Annotated in this window: 23 protein-coding genes; 12 read left to right on the plus strand and 11 right to left on the minus strand. The window is 52.9% G+C overall.

All coding sequences use genetic code 11. From position 1 onward, the window contains the following. From priA to HJG40_RS01315, 4 genes are all read right to left on the minus strand, one after another. Positions 1–1,337 (minus strand): replication restart helicase PriA (priA, locus tag HJG40_RS01300; protein WP_215862524.1); only part of this gene is annotated, 1,337 nt, incomplete at its 3' end. A gap of 235 nt (positions 1,338–1,572) precedes the next feature. Then, entirely contained in the window at positions 1,573–2,475 is a 903-nt protein-coding gene (gene ubiA, locus HJG40_RS01305) for a 4-hydroxybenzoate octaprenyltransferase (RefSeq protein ID WP_215862525.1), read from the minus strand. Further along, positions 2,475–2,999 (minus strand): chorismate--pyruvate lyase family protein, encoded by a 525-nt coding sequence (locus HJG40_RS01310; RefSeq protein ID WP_226856803.1) that lies wholly within the window; start codon positions 2,997–2,999, stop codon positions 2,475–2,477. Before HJG40_RS01310 ends, ubiA begins: the two co-directional genes overlap by 1 nt. A gap of 1 nt (position 3,000) precedes the next feature. Beyond that, on the minus strand, positions 3,001–3,585 hold the full coding sequence (locus HJG40_RS01315; protein ID WP_215862526.1) for a class I SAM-dependent methyltransferase: 585 nt from the start codon (positions 3,583–3,585) through the stop codon (positions 3,001–3,003). 171 nt (positions 3,586–3,756) lie between these two features. Here HJG40_RS01315 and miaB point away from each other — a divergent pair, with 171 nt between their 5' ends. From miaB to lnt, 5 genes are read left to right on the plus strand one after another with little or no spacing between them, the layout of a single operon-like run. Continuing rightward, a complete protein-coding gene (miaB, locus tag HJG40_RS01320) occupies positions 3,757–5,112 on the plus strand; it encodes a tRNA (N6-isopentenyl adenosine(37)-C2)-methylthiotransferase MiaB (protein ID WP_215862527.1) in 1,356 nt (451 codons plus the stop codon). A 4-nt stretch (positions 5,113–5,116) separates the two neighbouring features. Continuing rightward, positions 5,117–6,103 (plus strand): PhoH family protein, encoded by a 987-nt coding sequence (locus HJG40_RS01325; protein WP_215862528.1) that lies wholly within the window; start codon positions 5,117–5,119, stop codon positions 6,101–6,103. Then, complete coding sequence (gene ybeY, locus HJG40_RS01330; RefSeq protein ID WP_215862529.1) at positions 6,100–6,597, plus strand: rRNA maturation RNase YbeY; 498 nt, start codon at positions 6,100–6,102, stop codon at positions 6,595–6,597. The genes HJG40_RS01325 and ybeY overlap by 4 nt, the downstream gene beginning before the upstream one ends. After that, entirely contained in the window at positions 6,590–7,465 is an 876-nt protein-coding gene (locus HJG40_RS01335; RefSeq protein ID WP_215862530.1) for a CorC family transporter, read from the plus strand. Before ybeY ends, HJG40_RS01335 begins: the two co-directional genes overlap by 8 nt. Then, a complete protein-coding gene (gene lnt, locus HJG40_RS01340) occupies positions 7,462–8,982 on the plus strand; it encodes an apolipoprotein N-acyltransferase (RefSeq protein ID WP_215862531.1) in 1,521 nt (506 codons plus the stop codon). Before HJG40_RS01335 ends, lnt begins: the two co-directional genes overlap by 4 nt. Here lnt and pmbA read toward each other — a convergent pair. Beyond that, on the minus strand, positions 8,951–10,297 hold the full coding sequence (gene pmbA / locus HJG40_RS01345; RefSeq protein WP_215862532.1) for a metalloprotease PmbA: 1,347 nt from the start codon (positions 10,295–10,297) through the stop codon (positions 8,951–8,953). The two genes, lnt and pmbA, sit on opposite strands and share 32 nt — an antisense overlap. Before the next feature lie 352 nt (positions 10,298–10,649). On the opposite strand from pmbA, the gene HJG40_RS01350 reads away from it, so the two are divergent. Both HJG40_RS01350 and bfr read left to right on the plus strand, forming a co-directional pair. After that, positions 10,650–10,877 carry a bacterioferritin-associated ferredoxin gene (locus HJG40_RS01350; protein ID WP_215862533.1) on the plus strand — a complete coding sequence of 76 codons (228 nt, stop codon included), beginning with the start codon at positions 10,650–10,652 and terminating at the stop codon, positions 10,875–10,877. A 50-nt stretch (positions 10,878–10,927) separates the two neighbouring features. Then, positions 10,928–11,416 (plus strand): bacterioferritin, encoded by a 489-nt coding sequence (gene bfr / locus HJG40_RS01355; protein ID WP_215862534.1) that lies wholly within the window; start codon positions 10,928–10,930, stop codon positions 11,414–11,416. A gap of 40 nt (positions 11,417–11,456) precedes the next feature. Here the strand turns inward: bfr and zigA are convergent, their stop codons facing one another. Further along, positions 11,457–12,656, minus strand: coding sequence for a zinc metallochaperone GTPase ZigA (gene zigA, locus HJG40_RS01360; protein ID WP_215862535.1), 1,200 nt, complete (start codon positions 12,654–12,656; stop codon positions 11,457–11,459). Positions 12,657–12,928: 272 nt separating this feature from the next. Between zigA and HJG40_RS01365 the strand changes: the two genes are divergently transcribed. The 4 genes from HJG40_RS01365 (at position 12,929) to HJG40_RS01380 (ending at position 16,090) form a co-directional block, all read left to right on the plus strand. After that, a complete protein-coding gene (locus HJG40_RS01365; RefSeq protein WP_215862536.1) occupies positions 12,929–13,198 on the plus strand; it encodes a hypothetical protein in 270 nt (89 codons plus the stop codon). 16 nt (positions 13,199–13,214) lie between these two features. Further along, the gene (locus HJG40_RS01370; RefSeq protein ID WP_215862537.1) at positions 13,215–13,523 is read left to right on the plus strand and encodes a hypothetical protein; all 309 of its coding nucleotides are present in this window, start codon (positions 13,215–13,217) and stop codon (positions 13,521–13,523) included. 90 nt (positions 13,524–13,613) lie between these two features. Next, positions 13,614–14,753 (plus strand): NHL repeat-containing protein, encoded by a 1,140-nt coding sequence (locus HJG40_RS01375; protein ID WP_215862538.1) that lies wholly within the window; start codon positions 13,614–13,616, stop codon positions 14,751–14,753. Next, on the plus strand, positions 14,750–16,090 hold the full coding sequence (locus tag HJG40_RS01380; protein WP_215862539.1) for a Dyp-type peroxidase: 1,341 nt from the start codon (positions 14,750–14,752) through the stop codon (positions 16,088–16,090). Before HJG40_RS01375 ends, HJG40_RS01380 begins: the two co-directional genes overlap by 4 nt. A gap of 95 nt (positions 16,091–16,185) precedes the next feature. On the opposite strand, the gene HJG40_RS01385 is transcribed toward HJG40_RS01380, so the two are convergent. After that, on the minus strand, positions 16,186–16,476 hold the full coding sequence (locus HJG40_RS01385) for a hypothetical protein (protein WP_215862540.1): 291 nt from the start codon (positions 16,474–16,476) through the stop codon (positions 16,186–16,188). A 231-nt stretch (positions 16,477–16,707) separates the two neighbouring features. On the opposite strand from HJG40_RS01385, the gene HJG40_RS01390 reads away from it, so the two are divergent. Beyond that, the gene (locus HJG40_RS01390; protein ID WP_215862541.1) at positions 16,708–16,899 is read left to right on the plus strand and encodes a hypothetical protein; all 192 of its coding nucleotides are present in this window, start codon (positions 16,708–16,710) and stop codon (positions 16,897–16,899) included. 29 nt (positions 16,900–16,928) lie between these two features. Here the strand turns inward: HJG40_RS01390 and HJG40_RS01395 are convergent, their stop codons facing one another. The 4 genes from HJG40_RS01395 to HJG40_RS01410 all read right to left on the minus strand — a co-directional run bounded on the left by HJG40_RS01395 (position 16,929) and on the right by HJG40_RS01410 (position 21,978). Next, positions 16,929–17,984, minus strand: a complete 1,056-nt coding sequence (locus tag HJG40_RS01395; RefSeq protein WP_215862542.1) for an ABC transporter ATP-binding protein — start codon at positions 17,982–17,984, stop codon at positions 16,929–16,931. Next, positions 17,981–19,723: an ABC transporter permease gene (locus HJG40_RS01400; protein ID WP_215862543.1), complete on the minus strand. Its 1,743-nt coding sequence runs from the start codon at positions 19,721–19,723 to the stop codon at positions 17,981–17,983. Before HJG40_RS01400 ends, HJG40_RS01395 begins: the two co-directional genes overlap by 4 nt. A gap of 7 nt (positions 19,724–19,730) precedes the next feature. Continuing rightward, a complete protein-coding gene (locus tag HJG40_RS01405) occupies positions 19,731–20,798 on the minus strand; it encodes an ABC transporter substrate-binding protein (protein ID WP_215862544.1) in 1,068 nt (355 codons plus the stop codon). An 82-nt stretch (positions 20,799–20,880) separates the two neighbouring features. After that, positions 20,881–21,978, minus strand: coding sequence for a carbohydrate porin (locus HJG40_RS01410; RefSeq protein WP_215862545.1), 1,098 nt, complete (start codon positions 21,976–21,978; stop codon positions 20,881–20,883). Between the last annotated feature and the right edge of the window lie 75 nt (positions 21,979–22,053).

Here is a 22,053-nt window from a genome sequence, read left to right on the forward strand (position 1 = left end):
TGCCAGGTAAGTGCAGCGCTGCAACGTGGGCAGTGCAGAACATGGCCACAATCATGGCAGAGTACGGCCGGTGCATAACCCCGCCGGTTCAAAAACAGCAAGACCTGATTCCCCGCCGCGAGCGTTTCTGTGCAGGCATTCAGAAGATCGCTGGAGAGACCGCCCTGAAGATATTGGCGGCGAAGGGCAATAATCGTGATGCCCGGCAGGGGCGCGTTGGTAGCGCGTTGCCGTAACTGCAGACTTTGATAACGTCCCTGCTGGACATTGTAGAGACTTTCCAGAGAGGGCGTGGCCGAACCGAGAATCACTGTAATATTCTCCAGTTTGGCCCGCTGAATGGCCATGTCTCGGGCGGAATAGTGCCAGCCCCGGTGTTGTTTGAACGAAGGATCATGTTCTTCGTCAATGACAATGCAGGCCAGCTGCGGCATGGGCACAAATAGCGTAGAACGGGTGCCGATGAGCAGTTGAATATGCCCTATGGCTGCCAAAGCCCAGATGCGCAAGCGTTCGGTGTCGGTCTGCGCGGAGTGCAGTGCGGCGACCGCTGCCTTGCCAAAGCGGGCCTGACAGCGGGCCAGCAGCTGTGGGGTAAGACCGATTTCCGGGACGAGAATAAGCACCTGCCGACCGGCTTCCAGATGGGGACGGATTGTTTCGAAGTAGACTTCGGTCTTGCCGCTTCCAGTAACACCATCCAGCAGCCAGCACGCAAAGCCTTGGGCAGTCTGTAATTGGGTGATGGCAATGCGCTGTTCTTCATTCAGAGGGTAGGGAAGCGGTTGTGCGGTCACCCGGGGAGCGGGAAGGACAAGGGCTTTCACCCAGCCGTTTTGAAGCGCCTGGCGAAGGACAGGACGTAAGCGAGCTGGCACTTCTGTTTCGGCGGTAGGGTTTGAGGCACCGAGCAGGGTTATCAGGGCTTCCTGCAGCTTGCCGGGACGATTAGGCTTTTGTGCAGGCTGGACAAGTTGATAGGCCTGTGCTGAAGGCTGGGGCAAAGGCCGACCCTGACGAAGCAGCGCCGGGAGGGCGGCAGCCCAGACATCGCCCAGGGGATGCTGGTAATAATGCGCACCAAAATTCAGAAGCTGCTGCAAGGATTCCGAAAGCAGCGGCTGCGCATCAAGAACAGCCTCAATGGGTTTCAGGGTGATTTCCGGTGGGCAGTGGTCATATCCCACCAGAATACCAATACGGCTTTTTTGACCAAAAGGGACACGCAGGCGTACGCCGAGAGGCAGGCGTTCCATGTTTTCCGGCAGAGCATAGGAAAATGTCCGGGGCAGGTGACCCAAAACAGCCACTTGCAGGCAGGCAGTCTCAGCGGGCATTAAAGTTGCCCACAAGTTCTGTGGATAAGTCTGTGCATGGACCTCAGGAAAACACGCATATGCCTAGTGCTTCAAGACCTTAGCTGGCTTGCCCAAAAAAGTGGCAAGGATAAATAATAAATAAAAACAACGACATGATAATTTTCAACAACAACTTAACAGTGCTAGCCTGGCTTTTTTCGGTTTATGAGTAAACTGTGTATAAGTTTTTCAAAAACGCACAAGATTCTCCGTTTTAGCCCCAAGCCCCAGGTATGAGTAAGCTTGCTGATGGCGCCAAACCGGCCACTATTCCCCAAAACAGAACCAGCCCAATCCAGTTGTTGTGCAGAAAAGCGCGAAAAGCCTGATCTCTATCACCGTCCAGCAACCCTTGTTCGTAAGCGCCGAGAACCAGCGCCACGAGCAAGGCAAACCAAAAGGGCCAGTGCATTTGGGTGCTGATACCAATGCCGACAAATATGCCTAACATCACCAGTTGCAGACCGGCGATGATATGACGATCCCAGCGGCCAAACAAAATGGCCGTAGATTTGATGCCAGCCTTCAAATCATCAGGACGATCCGCCATGGCATAGGCCGTATCATAGGCGACCACCCAGCAGGCATTGGCGAGCATCAGCCACCAGGCAATAGCCGGAACCGTTCCTCGTGTTGCTGCAAAAGCCATGGGAATACCAAAAGAAAAGGCAATGCCCAGGTAAGCCTGGGGAAGATGGGTGAAGCGTTTGAACAGGGGATAAGTAATGGTAATGAATACTGCGCCACCGGCCAAAGCCAGACTGAGCAGATTCAAAAAAGGCAATAGGGCTGCCGCTAGCAGGCAGAGCAGCACAAAGAGACGTAAAGCTGCGGCGGGACTGATGAGTCCTGCCGCTAGTGGCCGGTGCCGGGTGCGCGCTACTTGTTTATCAAAGTCCCGATCAAAATAATCATTGATGACGCAGCCAGCCGAGCGCATCAGCCAGGTTCCCAGGGTAAAAATCACAAACAGGCGCAGCGAGGGCGTCCCTTTGGCTGCCAGCCAGAGTCCCCAATAAGTTGGCCAGAGCAATAACAGCGTACCAATGGGGCGGTCCATGCGCATCAGTGCCAGATAGGCGGAAAAACGCTGATGAAACGAGATTGGATCATTCATCAGCGCCGACCTCGACCCGCCCAAGGGGGTAAGTCCGGCAGGAAATGTTCTTCCACCAACACTTCAGTATGCCCTCGGCGTAAAATGGAGCGTCGTCGCCAGGCGCGTTGGCCGAAGCGCGGCAAGGCCTCCATGGTGATGGGGGAGCGGCGCAGGCGGCGATGCCGAAACAGCGTGTTGCCGATGGGACGGGAACCATGGCGCGCCAAGGGCAGCAAACCATGGCGCAGCCCGCAAAGCGGTATGGTGGTCATAGCCCATATGGCGGGCCGATCCGGATCACCAGCGTGGAGAAGGACTTCCCGCCAGAAAATTCGCTCGCCCCGCTTTAAATGCAAAAGCTGCTGTTCACTATAAGTTGGATTCCGGCGGCCACTACCTATAACCAGCGCAGTAACCCGATGGGTATGACCATAGGCGCGCTGCAGTGCTGCAGTCAGCGATGCCGGAAGCGCCAACCAGGGCCATAAATGGCTTGGCGCATGATCCAGTGCTGCGGTTTTGTAAGCCATGATTCGGGGCAAATCAGACCAATCCTTTACCGTGAAAAATAAACTGATCAATGCGGGCGGGAGGTAAATTGCGCAGCACCATGGCGGGGCGGCCGCGCCGAAACTCGTTGGGCAAGCCCTGGCAGGAACTGCGGAAATGATAGGTGAACTGAATAAATACCGTGCCCTGCTGGCTGACGGCCGGCAGTTGCTGAAAAATACGGGCGACGATTTCCTGGGGAATGGTGCGGAGCGGCAGGCTGGAAACAATAGCCCGGACCTTGCCACGATGGGCAATCATTTCCTGGAGTCGGGCAGCATCGCCTTCAATGACTTCCAGTTGCGGAAACTGGTGGCGCAGGTGGCGGACCATCGTCGGCGCCTGTTCCACCAACACCAGATCACTGGCCTCTATACCCCGGGCGAGCAGGGCCTTGGTGACCGGCCCCATGCCGGGTCCGAGTTCAATCACCAGCCCCGGTCCGTCCGGGACCATGGCGGCCATGCGTCTGGCGAGAAAAGGAGAGCTGGGTAGTACCGCGCCAATGGCTTGGGGGTCGCGTAAAAACTCGCGGGTAAAGTGCCAAGCCTGGGATACCGGCCCGGAAGATCTGGACATGGATTTTCTCCACCGGATAAAGGGCAATGCACGGATTTGCGCAGAACCCATATGAACGGTCAATACTCTAGCATGGGCAGCATGCAGAGCGAAACTGAGTGAAACGGGGCCCTTGTCAATCCGGGTTGCTGGCCCTATCATCGTGATGAGGCCGCTTTTTCCGGAACTGCATTGCAAAATCTGTTTATTAAAACCTACGGTTGTCAGATGAATGAATATGACTCCGAGCGCATGGCGGATCTGCTGGCGCAGAGTCATGGACTGAAATTAGTAGAAGAACCCCAGCAGGCTGATGTGCTTTTGCTCAACACCTGTTCCATTCGTGAAAAAGCAGAAGATAAAGTGTTCACCCAATTGGGATTCTGGCGTCCATTCAAGGAAAAGCGCCCGGAAGTGATTATTGGCGTGGGAGGCTGTGTAGCCAGTCAGGAAGGCGCAAAATTACGTCGTCGTGCCCCTTACGTCGATCTGGTGTTTGGTCCTCAGACCCTGCACCGTTTGCCTGATCTGCTGGATGCCTGTGTGGCTGAACGTCATCCCCAGGTAGATGTGGATTTTCCGGTTCTCGAAAAATTTGACCGCCTGCCCCAGCGTCCCGGTCGTGATGGTGCCACGGCTTTTCTGACCATTCAGGAAGGCTGCGACAAGTTTTGTACTTTTTGTGTGGTGCCCCATACCCGGGGACGTGAATACAGTCGTCCCATGCCCGATATTATCCGTGAGGCACGCAGTCTAGTCGATCAGGGGGTGCGTGAAATCACTTTGTTGGGGCAAAACGTCAACGCGTATCGCGGCGCGACGGGCTTGATTGGCGAAGGTGGCCTTGCCGAATTGCTGGAAAGGCTTTCCCATATACCGGGATTGCTGCGTTTGCGCTATACCACTTCTCATCCCAGTAATCTGGATGACGAACTGATTGCCGCTCATGGTTCTATCGAAAAACTGGCTCCGCATTTGCATTTGCCGGTGCAGAGTGGCTCAGACCGGATTTTGCGGCGTATGCACCGCAAGCATAGTGTCGAGCAATATCTGGAAAAAATTGCTCGCCTGCGGGCGGCGCGCCCGGGCATCCAAATTTCATCGGATTTCATCGTTGGATTTCCGGGTGAAACCGAGGCCGATTTTGCGGCCACCATGGACTTGATTGAGACCGTGCGTTTCGACCAGTCTTACTCCTTCAAATACAGTCAGCGGCCTAATACTCCTGCCCTGAAACTCAAGGACAGTGTCCCTGAAGAGGAAAAAGATGCCCGTCTTGCCATTTTGCAGGGACGTATCACCGGGTTGGCCCAAGCATACGCCCAGAGTCTGGTAGGGACACGTCAGGCGGTATTGATTACCGGCCCTTCGCGCCGTGATCCGCGTGAAGTGACCGGGAAAACCGCCTGCAACCGCTCGGTTAATCTGCCCGGCAACCCTGACTGGGCAGGGCAAATGATGGATATAGAAATTACAGCCGCCTTGCCCAATAGTCTGCGTGGTCGTCTAACGCAGTCCAATCCTGCGGCACATCGTCTTGCCGTATAATCCCATGGAGCCTCCCAGTAAGAATCCTACCGTCAGTCATGGTGATTTTATCGCTGAGCAGGCCAGCGCCGCTGACTTGTCGGAAATGGCTGGCGAACTGGACAGCCATCTAAGGCAACTGGAATCCCGGCTGGGCGTTGTCATTCTCCCGCGTGGGGAACGTTTCCATATTACCGGCCCACAAGCGGCGGTGCTGGCGGCAAAAACGGTTTTGGCTGAACTTTATGCTCAGGTAGTTCAGGGCCGGAAGCTCTCCAGTCACTGGGTGCATCAATGTATTCAGCGTGTTCAGGTGGAAGCCGAAGCTGAAACGCAGGAAGCGTCGGAATCCCCGGGGGTGCAAACACTCAAAGGGACCATTCGCGGTCGAGGGTTGCGTCAACGCCGCTATCTGGATTCCATCCGGCATAATGACCTGACTTTTGGTATCGGTCCCGCCGGTACGGGAAAAACCTATCTGGCCGTTGCAGCGGCCGTGGAGCAAATCGAACGCAATCAGGTGCGCCGCCTGGTGTTGGTGCGTCCCGCTGTTGAAGCCGGTGAACGGCTGGGTTTCCTGCCCGGGTCTTTGAGTGAAAAAGTGGATCCCTATTTGCGCCCCCTCTACGACGCACTGCATGAAATGATTGGCTACGAGAAGGTGGCGAAACTCATTGAGCGGCAAATTATTGAAGTGGCACCGCTGGCTTACATGCGCGGCCGGACGCTCAACGATGCCTTTATCATTCTCGACGAGGCCCAGAATACGACTCCGGAGCAGATGAAAATGTTTTTGACGCGTATGGGTTTCGGCGCAAAAGTGGTCGTCACTGGCGACGTCACTCAGATTGACCTTCCGCGCGGTCAGCTTTCCGGTCTGGTCCAGGTGCTGGATGTGCTGGACGCCATGCCGGGAGTAGAAATGGTCTTTTTTGAAAGTGCCGATGTGGTCCGGCATCCGCTCGTGGCCCGCATCATCCAGGCTTATGATCGCTTTGGGGAGAAACCATGAGCGGGCTTTACCTGCGCCTATCCGTGGATGATTCCGTGGATTTAGCTGCTATCCCTTCCCGCAACAAGGCCAGGAGCGCCATTCTACAGGCGCTGACGGTTGCGACCCCACGATCACCGGACGCAGGACGCATGGCCGAAATATCTCTCGCCTTTGTGAGTAATGCGGAAATCACTCAATTGAATACCCACTATCGGCAGCAGAAAAAACCGACCAATTGTCTGTCTTTCCCCCAGGATCCCCTGCCTCCAGTGTTCCGCCGCGACCTGTTGGGAGATATTGTGATTGCCCCGGCCGTGGTGCTTCAGGAAGCGGCCGAGCAAGGAAAAACTTTGTTGAATCATTATCGCCACTTGCTGATTCACAGTACCCTGCATTTGTTGGGCTATGACCATATGGAAGACCACGAAGCGCAGATCATGGAACAACTGGAAACCCGATTACTGGCTGAAATGGGTGTGGCCGACCCCTACCTGAACCAAATACATGAGTGAAGATCGAAGTACGCAGGAGCGCCCCAGGAGTTGGTGGGCGCGTTTTACCCAGTCCTTGCGCGGTAATGTGGAAGATCAGGACAGTTTGCTGGATCTGGTCCGGGAAGCTGGCGAGCGGCAGGTGATTGATGCCGAAGCGGCACGTATGGTGGATGGAATTTTTCGGATGGGTGAATTGACCGTCCGTGACGTGATGATTCCCCGCGCCCAGATGGAAGTGATTGAAATGGATATGCCATTACCGGAAATCATCGCCAGAGTTTCGGAAGTCGGGCACTCGCGTTTTCCGGTGGTGGGAGAGGATCGCGACGACGTGCGCGGTATCCTGCTGGCTAAGGATTTACTTCAGGCCTGTCGTTCGGGCATGTCCATGCCACGCTTGGGAGAGTTGTTGCGACCGTCGACGTTTATTCCCGAAAGCAAACATCTGGATCACCTGCTCTATGAGTTTCGCACCGGGCGTCACCACATGGCGGTAGTGGTTGATGAATATGGTGGGGTGGCCGGCCTCATTACCATCGAGGATGTGTTGGAAATTATCGTCGGAGAAATTGAAGACGAATATGACATTGACGAAGATGTCATGATAGCCTCTCGGGAAGATGGTGACTTTCTGGTGAATGCGCTGATTCCGCTGGAGGATTTCAATGAACATTTTGCGGCGCGTCTGGCCGATGGACACGCGGACACGTTGGGTGGTTGGGTGGCTACGCGGCTCGGGCATGTGCCGAGGGTGGGCGAAGTGATTGAGGAGGATAATTTGCGACTGGAAGTGTTAAGGGCCGATCGACGCCGGGTACAAATTGTCCGGGTGTCTCCTCCGCGCAGTGCAGCGCTGCCCGAATTGCCCGATCAGGATAGTGCATGATTCAAGATTCCATCAAAACATGGGCGTTTCCTTTGCGGCTTCTGGCCGCATTAATTTTGGGTGTGCTCTGGCCTTTGGCTTTTGCACCTTTTAATGCCTGGTTTCTTGCCATCATTCTGCTATTTGCGCTGTTCTGGTTGGCTACCACAGCTGAACGTCCCCGGCGGGCTGCCGCTTTGGGGTACGCTTTTGGTTTCGGGGCGTTTTGTAGTGGAGTCAGCTGGATTTCCATCACCCTGCACAATTTTGCCCATATGGACTGGCTACTTGCGGGCGGGGCGGTGGCGCTGCTGGCGGCTTATTGCGCTATTTATCCGGCTTTGGCCCTGGGGCTGGCTACCCGTTTTTTTCAGGGAAATGCGCGTCTGGTCGCTTTGCCGGTGTTGTGGATATTTGCGGAATGGTGTCGAGCCCGGTTCTTCACGGGCTTCCCCTGGCTGGCTACAGGATATACGCAGACCCATGTTTTCCTGGGTGGTTTCTCCGCCTGGCTGGGACAGTATGGAGTCGGACTCGCCACCGCCGGTTTTGCCACGATTTTGTTATGGATGTTGCGCGAATCCCAATCCAGACGGGCACTGCTTGGCGGTGTTTCCGCCTTGTTGGTGCTTTCCGGCGTGGCTCTGGCGGCAGGGTCAGTCAGCTTCACCCATCCCGTCGGGCACAAGCTCCGAGTCAGCTTGGTGCAGGGTAATATTCCCATCACCGAAAAATGGAATACTGCAGCCATCAGCCAGATACTGCACCATTACGTACAACTGATTTTGCAGACCCCCAATAATAGCCAGCTGGTGGTTTTGCCGGAAACCGCCTTTCCCATTTTTCAGACAGAAATTCCTCAACTGATTGGTCAGTTACAAGAATGGTCGGCGCGGAATCACAAGATTCTGATTATCGGCATTCCCGAAGCGGCAGATGGCAAATACTACAACGCTGCCATGGAAATTGACGGGAACGCCCCCCTGCGATGGTATCAGAAAGAACATCTGGTGCCTTTTGGTGAATATATTCCCTTACCGCACCTGCTGGGGCCTTTGGTCCACCACTTTTTACCAGGACTGGGGAGCTTTTCTTTTGGGCATGGCCCTTATGTCCTGCCCGTAGATGGCCAAAAGGCTGGCATGACCATTTGTTATGAAGAGTCTTTTTCCCGTGATGTCCGCAAGGGGGTCAATGAAGGGGCGACCTTTTTGCTCAACATCAGTGATTATGCCTGGTATGGGCATAGTATTGCTGCCGCCCAGAGTATGCAGATGGCGGCCATGCAGTCCCGTCAGGAGCAGAAACCGGATGTGCGCGATACCAACACCGGTATAACCACGCTGATTTCTCCCCAGGGCGAAATTCGCACCCAGCTTCCGCAATTCGTGGTGGGCACCCTGAATGGCTCGGTGCAGCCTATGGCCGGAAAGACTCCCTATGGTCGTTGGGGGAGTCTGCCCTACCTGCTACTGAGTGCTTTGCTCATGCTTTTAGCCATAGGACTTACTCGCCGGCAATCATCATCTCGTCAATGAGAACGGAAGAGCAGCCGGTGTTACCATGGATAAGCAGATCGTTACCGATCATTTGCATGCCTTGGAACATGGCTTGCAGGCTACCTGCAATGGTGATCTCCTCAACCGGATATTGAATCTCGCCATTTTCGATCCAAAAGCCGGCGGCACCGCGTGAATAGTCGCCGGTGACCATGTTGATCCCAAAACCGATCAGTTCGGTGACCAGTAAACCGCGTCCCATTTCCCGGATCATTTCCTGCAGCGATCGGCTGCCTGGCTCCAGGGTCAGATTGTGGACACCTCCTGCATTTCCGGTGGTCGGCATCTGCAACTTGCGGCCACTGTAACTGTCGAGAATATATCCCTGCAGAACGCCTTCGGAAATAATGTCGCGATTGCGGGTAGCTACGCCTTCCGAGTCAAAGCTGGCACTGCCCAGCCCCCTGAGGCGCAAGGGTTCTTCATAAATGCGAACGTGTTCTGGAAACAGGGTTTTGCCCAGGCTATCTACCAAAAAAGAACTTTTACGATACAGGCTGCCACCACTGATGGCACTGGCCAGGTGTCCAAGAATGCTGGAAGCCACCTGATTTTCAAAAATAACCGGCGCCCTGGTCGTGGGTAGCTTACGCGCATCCAGACGCCGCACCGCCCGTTCAGCGGCTATTTTGCCAATACTTTCCGGGCTGGCCAATGCGCTGGCATTACGGGCTACATCATACCAGTAGTCCCTTTGCATGCCGCCTTTCAGGTCTTCGGCAATGACTGAGCAGGACAGGCTATGCTGGGACGATTGTCTTTTCCCCACAAAACCCAGACTGTTGGCGTAAACAGAAAGGCCTTCGCTGGTGCCCAGGCTTCCGCCCTCAGAATTGTGAATACGTGGATCGCTATCCCGAGCCGCCGCCTCGCAACGGCGTGCCAGTTCAGCGGCCGTATCGGCGTCTATTGACCAGGGATGATAAAGATCCAGATCGGGGAACTCGCGGGCGAAAAGCTCCGGATCAGCCAGGCCCGAAAAGGGATCTGCGGAGGTGTGACGGGCAATGGTGAGCGCGGCTTCCACGGTTTCGGCAATGGCCTTGCGGGAAAAGTCTGAGGTGGAGGCGCTACCTTTGGACTGCCCCAGGTAGACCGTCACGCCCATGCCTTTGTCTTGATTGTACTCAATGGATTCCACTTCGCCGAGGCGGACCGTCACAGAAAGCCCCTTACCCGTACTGGCTGCCGCTTCAGCGGCAGTTGCCCCCTGTTTGCGGGCGAGAAGCAAAATGTCCTCGCTGATCTGGCACAGAGTTTCGGCATTCAGGGTGGAATGGGGGGCTTGGCTCATGGGGTTGGGTCTCGCTGTGAATGAAAGAATCCAGACATCTTACTCCCAAGCCATCCGATGGAGAAAGAAAATGACTGTTGAACCTAAAAATGGCCGTTGGGTCTGCAGGCTTTGCAGCGACTTTGGCCCGCGCCGTGGTTGTTCTTGGTGAAATCCTGCGCCCGTCAGGAGAGCTGTTTGAGCCCGCAGGGCGAGTTCTCTCCTGACAGCAGGATGAGCCTTAGAACAACAGGCAAGGGACGTTGGAGCAAAAAGCCTGCAGACCCAACGGCCATTTTTTATAGATAATGTTGTTGACACGCATTATCATTTGCGTTTGAATGCTGTGCAAGAGCTTTTAATGAGGCTAAAAATGTATATATGTCTATGTAATGCTGTCACCGAAAAAGACATTCATCAGGCAGTATGTGAAGGGGCCTGTTTCATGCGCGATCTACGCCAACGGTTAGGTGTGGCTTCCCAGTGCGGGCGTTGTGCGACTTGTGCCAAAGCGGTTCTGGATCAGGAAATGCAGCATTCCAGAGCCATGCAATATCCCATGCATCAGCATTCCCGGTCTATACTCAAGCAGTCTGTCTAATCACTCATTTTCCCAATCTATTAAATTAACTATTCAACCAGGAGCGCGTCATGAAAGGAGATAAAAAAGTTATCCAGTTGTTGAACAAAGCACTGGCCATTGAGCTAACGGCGATTAATCAATATTTTCTTCATGCCCGCATGTACAAAAACTGGGGACTTTTTGCTTTGGGTAAGCATGAATATGCGGAATCCATTGAAGAAATGCAGCATGCCGATAAACTGATTGAGCGTATTTTGTTTCTGGACGGCCTACCCAATCTGCAGGACCTGAATAAATTACTCATCGGTGAAAATGTGGCTGAATGCCTGGCGTGTGACTTAAAACTGGAAGAAGCCGGCCGCGCCCATTATGTCGAGGCCATCCATTATTGCGAATCGGTCAAGGACTACGTCTCGCGCGAGATTCTCGTCGAAATTCAGGAACAGACCGAAGAGCATATTGACTGGCTGGAAACCCACATTGATCTGATCGACAAAATGGGTTTACCCAACTTTATGCAAATGGCCTCGGGTCCTTTGGGTGGTGGAGAGGCATAAGACATCATCGTCTGGGCATATGCTTGCCCAGGCGCAAGTTTTACCATTCCGGAAATGGGTCAACAAATCCATTCCATACTGACGGACCCTGCTGCCACTCTGCATCGGTGAGCAAACAATCGGTCAGAGATTGACGGATATTGTTTTCATCCATGTTTTGTCCGATAAAAACCAGTTCCTGGCGGCGGTCGCCCCATTCTCCCTGAAAATGTTTCTCGATGCCTTGGCGTTCTTCCGAATCATTTGGCCAGTATTTTTTGGGTGTGGCGGCCCACCATTGTCCGGCTGCCTGATGTCGGAAAATTCCCCCGGCCTGAGACCAGAGCCCTGCGACCTCCGGCCGGCTCGCTAACCAGAAAAATCCTTTGCTGCGTAATACACTGTCCCAATTGTGATGCATCAAGTCCCAGAAGCGCTGAGGATGAAAAGGGCGGCGAGCGGCAAAATGAAAACTGCCAATCCCATATTCCGTACTTTCCGGAATATGTTCCCCGCGCATTTCCATCAACCATCCGGGGGCCTGACTGGCTTCTTCAAAGTCAAAAAGACCGGTTTGCAGTACGCGATTGACAGGAACCCGACCAAACTCGGAAATTTCAATGCGCGCGCGAGGATTCAGCGCCTTCAAAATAGCCATCAAGCTCTGCTGTTCTTCCGGGCTGATGAGATCCACCTTGTTCAGCACCAGCACATTGCAGAATTCAATCTGCTCAATCAGGAGGTCGGTAATGGTGCGTTCATCTTCTGCGCCAAGTGACTCTCCGCGTTCGCGCAATAATTGGGCGTCAGCATATTCCCGGAGGAAGTTATAGGCATCCACGACCGTCACCATGGTATCCAGGCGAGCCAGGTGCGACAGTGAGCTGCCTTGTTCGTCCTCAAATGTGAAGGTTTCGGCGACGGGCAGAGGTTCAGAAATCCCAGTAGATTCAATCACCAACTGGTCAAAACGTCCTTCCTTTGCCAATAAGGCCACTTCCCGAAGCAAATCTTCCCGGAGCGTGCAGCAGATGCAGCCATTGGACATTTCAACGACTTTTTCTTCGGTGCGTGATAGTTGCGCACCCCCTTCACGGACCAGGGCGGCATCAATATTGATTTCACTCATGTCATTGACAATAACTGCGACACGCCGACCTTCCCGGTTGTGCAGGATATGGTTGAGGAGTGTGGTTTTGCCGGCGCCGAGAAAACCCGACAACACGGTGACGGGAAGGGGGGTGGTGGAGAGCTGAGACATGGTAAATCCTCACAAGGTCACTGGAATGGCATGCTGTAATATGCAACTAAGTTGCACATAACAACATGGGAATCCTGTGCAGGTCAAGTGAGGAGAACGCAAAGCGTCATTTTTGTTGCCAAAGTCGCGGCAAGCCTCCGGGCCAACAGCCGGCTTGGTTCTATTTGCAGAGGGAATGAATATTATTGGTGTTGACTACGCAAATGATAATCGTTTACATTAACAATCAGTGGTTGTGCTGTTTTGTCCATAAGGCTTTCAAGGAGACGAATATGCTGAAAGAAGTACTTGCCCATGTGCGCCAATATCCGGGCATTACCCTGGAATCGTTGATGGATTTACATGCTGCTGATGCGGAGTACATGTCTGCATTGCTGGCTAAACTCACCAAAAATGGGCAGTTGTTGGCGATGGAAACCGGCTGTGCAGAAAGTGGCCGTTGTCGGGAAGGCGACAATAAACCCTCTCGCATCTGCTTTTTTTGTTCGGCTGTGGATAAGGCCAGCCAGGAATACAGCCAGTCCGTGATGTTGCATTCCTGAACAGGGACTATTTTTTATGGGCCTTATGACATTGATGGTGATGAACACCCGGCGCGCTGCGTTGCTCGAATTTCGGGGGGCACCGCAAAGGCTGAGTGTTGCCGATGAATTGGTTTGGTTAAAGATCGTACATTTGCGAGGTGGTCCGGGCTTCGCCGAAAAAATGGCTGGCATTGGTATCCGTTGGGGGCAAACCCTGCGCATTCTTCCCATTGCCGATTATCGGGGTGTGCATTTCGAAACCTATTATGGAAGCCAGGGTGTTATCAGCCTTCGTCAGGCGCATCGAGTTTATGTAAGCCCCCTGTGTGGAGTGCCCCATTAGTGCAATGCGGAAGCGACAGGAAGGAGTTTTTATCGATTAACTGAAACAGGAATTAGACTGATTTTAATTGTATATCAACGGAGAAATTTTATGTTTAATAATCGCTACAAAAGAATTCGCTTGTTTGTGGTTGTTGTTTTGGCTGCGGGTGCGGCAACGCCGCTGCTGGCGCACGCCGATTTATTGTCAAAGCTCAAAGGAAACGAGTATTTGGCGTCTTCAGTACCTTTCAAGGGGTTGGATTCTGGAGATGAAAATCCCTATTCCCTGGTGGTTTCTACGGTCAATGCCGGAAAGATTCACAACGGCGATGTACTTTTTGACAATTTCAATAATTCCAAAAATTTCCAGGGTACAGGGACAACGATCATGCAGTTCGATCCGAAAACCCAGAAAACCCGGGTTTTCGCGCGCTTTGATAATACCCAGGACAAATGTCCCGGCGGTATCGGTCTCACCGCCGCCATGACCATTCTGAAATCGGGCTATGTCGTGGTTGGCTCCATGCCTTCCACCGATGGAACCACCAAAACTTTAGGTCAAGGCTGCCTGTTGGTCGCTAATCCTGAAGGACTATGGGTAAAAACTATCGTGGATCCCAAAATCAATGGCCCATGGGGCAGAATGGCAGTATCAGATCAAGGAGATACGGCACATCTTTTCATCAGCAATATTGGCTTTGGTCTGAAGGGTAGTTCTCCAAAAACGATCCTGAAAAAGGCAACAGTAGCTCGGGTGACACTCAAGATGCCACATAATGCCCCCCCAGAGTTGGTGAATATTACCGATGTGGGTAGTTGGTTCCCAGCGCGTTCATCGAACAGTGCCTTTGTTATCGGTCCAGTAGGCTTGGCATTGGGAAAAAATGGTGACTTGTATGTGGCTAACGAATTAAATAACAGTATTAATGTCATTCCCGATGCGCTGACCCGTGGCACCAGCGCTGGTACGGGTAACGTGCTGACTAAGAATGGTTTTCTCAAAGCGCCTTTGGGTATGTTGAAAACGAAAAACGGAAATTTGGTAGTCGCCAACGCCCAAAACGGGCAGCTGGTGGAAATTGACAGCCAAACCGGCAAGCAGTTGGGCACTTACTGGGCGGATAAGGATCCTGCTCAGCAGCCTCCGGGGAGTGGTGATCTGTTTGGTATCGCCCTGAATCCCGAAGGAAATGGGATTTACTTTGTCCGGGATGACAATAACACCCTCATGGAGGCCGTTGAAAAATGAGCAAGAAGCCAAAAATCGACGAAAGTCGGCGACGCTTCCTGTTGACTTCCGGCACCCTGGGCGGCACTGCCGCTATTGGGGGGCTTGGCCTGCTGAAGGCCGCACAGGCAGAAGCAGAAGTCCGTATCAAGCGTGCGCCGCCTCTGGATGACAAAATGGTGCCATTTTATGGCCAGTGGCAGGGAGGCATCATCACCCCGGGTTTGCAGCAGGGTTTTAGTTATTTTGCCGCTCTGGATGTACACGCCACAACTCGTCAGGAATTGGTCCAGTTGTTTCAAGACTGGACCCATGCCGCTGAGCGGTTGACGCGGGGTCAGTTTGCGGTAGCTCAACCCGGCTCACCGGGTGTAGCCGATGTTAATACCGAGGAATTGCTGGGCTTGCATCCGGCGCGCTTGACGCTGACTTTTGGATTTGGTCCGGAGTTTTTTCAACAGGATGGCAAAGATCGTTTTGGCTTGGCGTCTCAGCGACCAGTCGCATTGGTGGATACGCCCAAATTTCCGGGTGATCAGATCAAGAAAGGTTGGTTTGGCGGAGCGTTATCCGTGCAGGCGCAATCTGATGATCCTCAAGTGGCTTTCAATGCCATCCGTGAACTGGTGGCACTATCCAAAGGTCTGGTGGACTTCCGCTGGATGGCTAGTGGCTTTCTGCCCGGTTATCTGACAGCAGGCGAAGATCGCGACCATGGGGGAATTACGCGTGATCTTCTGGGTTTTAACGATGGGATTGTCAATCCGCGCACCTCGGAGCTACAGAACCAATGGGTTTGGGTCGGGGATGAAAGTCCGGATTGGATGCGCAACGGGAGCTATCAAATGTTCCAGCGCATGCAGATGGATCTCCGCCATTGGGATCAGATGCCGGTGAATTTTCAGGAGAAAGCCATTGGCCGTCACAAAGTCTCCAGTGCACCCCTTGGCGAAAAATTCCAGTATCAGGCGGATGGTCACCTGACCCCCATGGATTTCAAGGCAAAAAATGCCGATGGTGAGTTGGTGATTCCCTTCAACGCGCATGCGCGGCTCGGCAGTCCTGATGAAAATCAGGGCGTACACATTCTGCGGCGGAGTTATAACTACTGTCATGGTGTGTCTTACGAAGCGGAACGCTGGCCCCCTTGGCACCAGGGTATGTTCTACGACGGTGGACTGGATTTTATCAGTTATCAACAAGATCCACGCAACTCTTTTATCCCCATGTATGCGCGTATGGACCGTATTGATGCCATGATCAGTCAGTTCATTATGGTGCATGGGCGTGGGCTTTTTGCCTGCCCCGGAGGCATAGCCAAAGGTCAATATATCGGTCAGAAATTACTGGAATCCTGACTCAGGAAAACGACTTCTTCTTCACGACGCGCCAGAGTATGGCGATTGGTAGCCTCCATGAGGCTACCTTTTTTATGGTACGCGTATGTCGGGTTTTATCGTGGATTTTCCTTGTCGGAACAGGATGGTCCCATAAATGGACAATTTCCCACATGCATGCATTCTGAAAACTGACCCGGAAAAAGGGTGACCGCACCTATCAGTAATTCATTGATTTGCTGATTTTCCAACTCCGGTTTTCTGCAGCATAAATCGCAGGGCGAGATATAGCCAGATTCCATGAGTTGAGTAATTTGTTCTTCATTGAAAACTATTCTTGCTTCACCGGTTTGATTGCGTAGCCACAAGGTAGGGGGTGTTTGTTCCAGTCGCGCATCAATATACATATTCAAGTCCTCACTATGATTCAATTGGTTGATGAACTGAGTATATTATACATGCAAACGATAATCATTAACAACAACTGGGTAACGGCGCAATGCTTCAATTAATATTACAGCTAGTAATAATGATAGGCTATAATTAAAATCGTAATGTACTGATTGAATTTTTATTTTGTTCCTGGTCTTGCAAGGAATAGAATTGCTGGCGAGTGAATCGAAACAGGAGATTGATCAATGGATATGCATTCAATGAGCATGCACGCGATGGCAAGCAGTATGCATTATTTTTCGGATAGTCAAACCGCCGCAGGAATCATAGTGACAGGGGTGATCGCCTTTGCTTTTTTTGGTTTGGCGGCTGCATTGTTCATGCGCGCTGCGCGTGCCGAGGCCAGAAAAGAAGCAAATGCATTGACGAAACATTAAAATGCCAATTGGTGTTTTGGGGTGGCGGACTATTTTCGGTCTGGATAAATCAGGGCACGGGTCCAGTCTATATCCAGATGAATGGATGCTCCAATAGGGAGATTTACAGGATGATAGAACTGCGTGACTTCATCACCTATTTTGGCCTCAATGCACCAGATTCCACCCAGGTAGCCACATAACTGGACAGTGGCCGGAATGCAGTCTGGGCGGGCATCTTCGGAAAGTTGCAAAGCATCGGGACGCAGAAAAAGTTGTGCTGTTCCCGCCTCCCAGTTGTGATCCTGCATTAAAACTAGCTGTTCACCCCAGCAAATTCCTTTGTTATGAAGCTTGATGGCGTAGGGGCCTTGGGCCCCTGTAAAGCGGGCAACCTCTGGAGTGGCAGATTTTTCGTAGCAGGTTTCTGGTGTGGCAAGCTGCAGGATGTTCCCACGATGGAGTATGGCAACACGGTCGGCAATAAAAAACGCTTCGGACTGGTCGTGCGTGACATAGACCGCGCTTAAACCTGCCTCGCGCACTACGCGTGCAATCAGGCCTCGAAGTTCTTCACGCATGACCGCGTCAATATTGGATAAGGGTTCATCAAAAAGCAGGAGCTGCGGTTGAGAGGCCAAAGCTCTAGCCAGGGCAACGCGTTGTTGCTGCCCTCCCGAAAGTTGGTATGGATACTGTTCAGCTACCTCTTGCAGGCCAACCCTGGCTAGCATTTCCTGGGCCTGGGAACGCCAGTTTTTCCATTTGCGATGGCGTAGAACCAGAGCCACATTTTCCAACGCGCTGAGATGAGGCCAAAGCGCATAATCCTGGAAGACCATTCCCAGGTCCCTTTTTTCGGCCGCCACCCAGACTTTGTGAGCGGGGCTGTCGACCATCTGTTCGTTGATCCAGATACGGCCCTGATCGGCACACTCCAGACCGGCAATCATGCGCAGGAGTGTGGTCTTGCCGGAGCCGGAAGGCCCCAGAAGAGCGACAATTTCCTGGGCCTGGACGTCAAGATTGACATGATCTACAGCCGCTTGCGCTCGCTGAGGATAGGTTTTGCTGACCTGTTCCAGGCGGAGAATGGACGCGCTCAATGGGATTCCTTTTGCAGACTTTGCCATGACTGGGGAAGAAATCGTCGTGCCAGAAGATATAAAAGGATGAACAGAGTGCCAACCACGATGATGGATAATATCTGCAAAGTGGCCTCCATGCCGAAGTCACCCGCAGTAGCCGCCTGCATGATGGCCACTGGTATCGGGGTGACGTTGGCAGGATAGAGCAATTCCGTGGCAGGCAATTCAAAAATGGCTTCCACGGCCAGCAACAAGAAAGTAAATATCAGGGGCCAGGCCAACAAGGGAAGACGAATGTGTTGCCATACCTGAAATCGGCCGAGTCCATGGATACGCGCTGCCTCTCCCAAACTATGATGTAACAGACCCACGGGTCCCAGTAACATGCGCACTCCGTAGGGCATGGTAATGGCGACATAGGCCATGCCCAGGAGCAAAGACCCTCCATAAAGGGGTAGCCAAGGTTGGTTATAGGCAAAAATGTATCCGGATCCCAGTACGACTGAGGGCAAAGCCAGAATCATCAGGAGCAGGGCATCCCAGATACGTCCGGAAAATCTACCTTCAAGAACCAGCAGGGCCACCGCAAGGCCGATACTCACGGCAAAAAATCCGCCCAGTGACCCCATGCTGATAGAGTAGCGTAATGGACCCCACAAGTTAGGACTGAAGAGTAGATGAGCGTAGCGGCTCAGGCTCATATTGCGCGCAATAAATCCTGCGTCAGGATTTTTTTGCAGGGAAGTTACCAGAGCGGCCAGGAGGGGCACGCCCAATGCCAGGAAAAAAAATAGCGATACGCCTGCCGAATGGGCACTGGCGCTCCAGAAACGCAATTTTTTCAGCGCCGCGCGGTTTGCCCGCCCCGAAAAAACCGTGTAACGCCGGGCGCGACGACTGATATGGGCCTGCAACCAAAGTGCCGGGAGAAGAAGGCATAATAATAACCAGCTTTGTGCCGCACCTACAGAAAAATAAATGGGCTGGGTGCTGACCGATTGAAAAATGGCATACGTTGCAAGAGGCATGTTGACTCCGGCAGCCAGTGTTGCGGCGACCCCGAAATCCTGTAGGGCATTGGCATAGGTAAGGGTCAGTGCGCCAATAATGCCCGGAGATAATGCCCGGAGTATGAGCCAGATACGAATATGTCTGGGTAATTCAAATACTCTGGCGGCTTCATCCAGTTGGGCCGGTAACATACGCCATGCAGCCAGCATGGGTAGGTAGGCCAAAAGCACTTGTTTCAAACTCAGCACGAGGACTACACCCAGCGGGCCGAGAATCCAATGCGCCAGAAAACCTTGAGGCAGAAGACCTCCGGGGCTGAGCAGCATCTGCCAGCCTAGCGCCGAAAAATAGCTGGGTAAAAGCAAAACACCCCAGATAGCGATGGCAATGGCGCGACGTCCAAATAATTGGGTGCGGGTGCTGATCCATGCCAACCAGATGCCCATGCTGGTTGCGAGCAGGGAGACACTCAGGCCCACCCAAAGCGAATTGCACAGCGCCTGGAAATCATAGCCAGTAAATGCCTGCATAAAACTATGCAGCGAAAATCCGCCGGTTCCTTGATGAAATAAGTCGGGCCAAAAAGCCAGGGCGAGAAAGCTGAGTACGGGATAGAGAACCAGAACTATCCCGACCAGTAAAATGGGCAAAAAGACCAGGCGCTTTCTCCACCTTAAAAAACGCCATGGCCGTCTGGCGAGCACGTTGCTGGTGGCGGTGTTGTGAAGCGGAAGGTCGGTGGACACGCGCAATCTAACGGGTAATATTCGTGGTGAACCAGTTCTTGATGCTGGCGTTGCGGGGAGCCCACTGGATGGGGTTCAGGTACTGGATTTTCACCCCTTGTGCGGCGATTTCTTCCAGAGTTGGAACGCCCTTGCGGGCTTTTTCACCGGCCAATACCGGGAAAACATTGGAATCACCTTTGGGTGCACCGGTATGCACAACATGTTGTCCTTCCGGTGACAGCACAAACCGGATGAAGCGTTTGGCCTCGGCCTGGACTTCAGGATTTGCCTGGGCAGAGATGCCAATAACTCTGGGAACCAATGATGACGGGCTGGCATAAATGACATGGAACGGGAGTCCGGATGCTGCATGCCCCAATGCCGATGAGCTTTGCACCAGCGCAACATTGATTTCTCCATATTGCAGCGCTCGGTCGGTAATGGGATTCACGTTATAAATTTTCAGACCATTTTTCTTGAGATTCAGGAAATAGTGGTAGGCGGCGGATTCCCCACGAGCGGCTATCTGACCCATCACAAAAGTGGAGGTTTCTCCGGAAATGGCCGGGTTGTCCATGCCCACTTTATAACGCGGATTCAGCAAATCATCCCAGGTTTTTGGCCACTGATTCTCGGGCAGAGTGTTACTGTTGACGGTGATGACGTCGGCAAAAGTCGCTGCGGTTGTGACGTAATCATGGTTTTCTGGTTGCATTTCTGTGCCATATTTCGACCAGTTTATTTTTGGTGCATAGGATAACAGCAGGTGTTGATCAGCCAGTTCCTGCATGGCCAGTGCGCCATCAAACCAGACTAGTCCCCATTGTGGGTTCTGCTTTTCAGCCTCGACCCGGGCTAATAGTTCACCTGTGCGGATTTCCTGAACTTCCGTGGGTATTCCAGTCGCCTGTTGAAAAGCCGCGCCCATGGCTTTGTCGTAGCCAATAGCCGCGTAAATGATTAAAGGGACGGGCCGCTCATGCGCAGTTTCGGGGATAGATTGTGCGGCAGGAGCAGCCAGAGCCAGGCTGGTAAAAGTGCAGGTCGTTAGCAACAGCGCGGACCAGGTGACCGTCTTGATCAATAGCTTCATGATAATCCTTATGTGATTATGTTTATGATAACAATTCGCGTTTAATTTTGTAAAGGGCGCGAAATTGCGCCCCAAATCTGATTTAACCATTCAAATGATAGTGCCAACCTAGTCGGATAATGGCGACGAAAGCATTGGGGATGGTGTTTCCAGGCCCATTGGCACCGGGGTTGACGATATATTGCAGGTCGGGTTGGATATAAAAATCCTTGAAAACAGGCTGTTTGAAGTTCACTTCCAAACTGGTTTCTGCAGCTCCCGTATTCGAACCGTATTGGCGTTGCCAGGCGCGGGCCATGCCCAGACTGAGGGTTGAGCCGGGTGAATCGGGAATGAAATGTCGTAGCCGCAATCCTGCGCCCACATAGGCATTTACCGGTGAAACGGCTGCGGCATTGGGGGCTCCGCCACCTTGCAGGAAGACCCCCCAGTTCATCTGATCGACTTTCCAACGATACTCGGCGGTACCGTAAAAACCGCCCTGACTGGTGGAAGTGCCGATACCAATATTTTGCGTGAGATAAGGTCCGTAGATGTGATTATAATATCCGCCGGCCTTGAGCATCGCCGTGCCAGGGCCGATGGGAATGCTTTGGTCGACTTCACCATAATAAATCATTCCGTCACTGCCCCAGGGAGCACGGAAGGGATGGACGCCATCCGCAGCAAATGCGCCGGCCATCACCGTGGTATTTCCCCAACTCGCTGAAGCCATGGCTCCGAGACTGGAATAGGGATAAGTGGGCGTGAAAGGGATGTTGGCTGTAATGGTGGGGTAAATACCATAAGAGGCATTGAACAGTTCGCCCGCTACACCAGTGACATTGAAGTAATCATTGGGGTTTATCAAGCCCAGGCGCACAGTACAGTCCCCGAGGTTTTGTCGATAATACGCTTTATAGAGGTTGGCTATATGTTGATAAGGCGTGGTGAGATTGGAAACGCCTTGCAGATCGCCCACGTAAAGACTGTCCGGAGTGCCGCTATCGGCGGCAAGTCCTTCCACCACAAAAAGACCGCCCTGCCACCAACCAGCCTTACCAGTATGCAGGGCTAGTCCACCTTTCCAGAGTCCGGTTGCGGTGCTGCCAGTGCTGATGCCACCACTCAGATTGGAAACGCCTTCTACCCAGCAATTCTCAATATGAAGTTTGTCGGCCTCTCCGATCTCTCGGGACAAATTTTCGATTGGCTTTTAGGTGCTTTGCCGCAGCTTTTGCTGTGCGTTGGGCGTTAAAGGATAGAGGAAGATGCG

The sequence above is a fragment of the Acidithiobacillus concretivorus genome, assembly GCF_018853445.1.
Lineage (GTDB): Bacteria > Pseudomonadota > Gammaproteobacteria > Acidithiobacillales > Acidithiobacillaceae > Acidithiobacillus > Acidithiobacillus concretivorus.

Coding starts and splice junctions, on each gene's coding strand:
- ubiA (WP_215862525.1), bottom strand. CDS start 2,475: ATGAATGATCCAATCTCGTTTCATCAGCGTTTTTCCGCCTATCTGGCA.
- HJG40_RS01315 (WP_215862526.1), bottom strand. CDS start 3,585: ATGTCCAGATCTTCCGGGCCGGTATCCCAGGCTTGGCACTTTACCCGC.
- HJG40_RS01325 (WP_215862528.1), top strand. CDS start 5,117: ATGGAGCCTCCCAGTAAGAATCCTACCGTCAGTCATGGTGATTTTATC.
- ybeY (WP_215862529.1), top strand. CDS start 6,100: ATGAGCGGGCTTTACCTGCGCCTATCCGTGGATGATTCCGTGGATTTA.
- HJG40_RS01335 (WP_215862530.1), top strand. CDS start 6,590: ATGAGTGAAGATCGAAGTACGCAGGAGCGCCCCAGGAGTTGGTGGGCG.
- lnt (WP_215862531.1), top strand. CDS start 7,462: ATGATTCAAGATTCCATCAAAACATGGGCGTTTCCTTTGCGGCTTCTG.
- pmbA (WP_215862532.1), bottom strand. CDS start 10,297: ATGAGCCAAGCCCCCCATTCCACCCTGAATGCCGAAACTCTGTGCCAG.
- HJG40_RS01350 (WP_215862533.1), top strand. CDS start 10,650: ATGTATATATGTCTATGTAATGCTGTCACCGAAAAAGACATTCATCAG.
- bfr (WP_215862534.1), top strand. CDS start 10,928: ATGAAAGGAGATAAAAAAGTTATCCAGTTGTTGAACAAAGCACTGGCC.
- zigA (WP_215862535.1), bottom strand. CDS start 12,656: ATGTCTCAGCTCTCCACCACCCCCCTTCCCGTCACCGTGTTGTCGGGT.
- HJG40_RS01365 (WP_215862536.1), top strand. CDS start 12,929: ATGCTGAAAGAAGTACTTGCCCATGTGCGCCAATATCCGGGCATTACC.
- HJG40_RS01370 (WP_215862537.1), top strand. CDS start 13,215: ATGGGCCTTATGACATTGATGGTGATGAACACCCGGCGCGCTGCGTTG.
- HJG40_RS01375 (WP_215862538.1), top strand. CDS start 13,614: ATGTTTAATAATCGCTACAAAAGAATTCGCTTGTTTGTGGTTGTTGTT.
- HJG40_RS01380 (WP_215862539.1), top strand. CDS start 14,750: ATGAGCAAGAAGCCAAAAATCGACGAAAGTCGGCGACGCTTCCTGTTG.
- HJG40_RS01385 (WP_215862540.1), bottom strand. CDS start 16,476: ATGTATATTGATGCGCGACTGGAACAAACACCCCCTACCTTGTGGCTA.
- HJG40_RS01390 (WP_215862541.1), top strand. CDS start 16,708: ATGGATATGCATTCAATGAGCATGCACGCGATGGCAAGCAGTATGCAT.
- HJG40_RS01405 (WP_215862544.1), bottom strand. CDS start 20,798: ATGAAGCTATTGATCAAGACGGTCACCTGGTCCGCGCTGTTGCTAACG.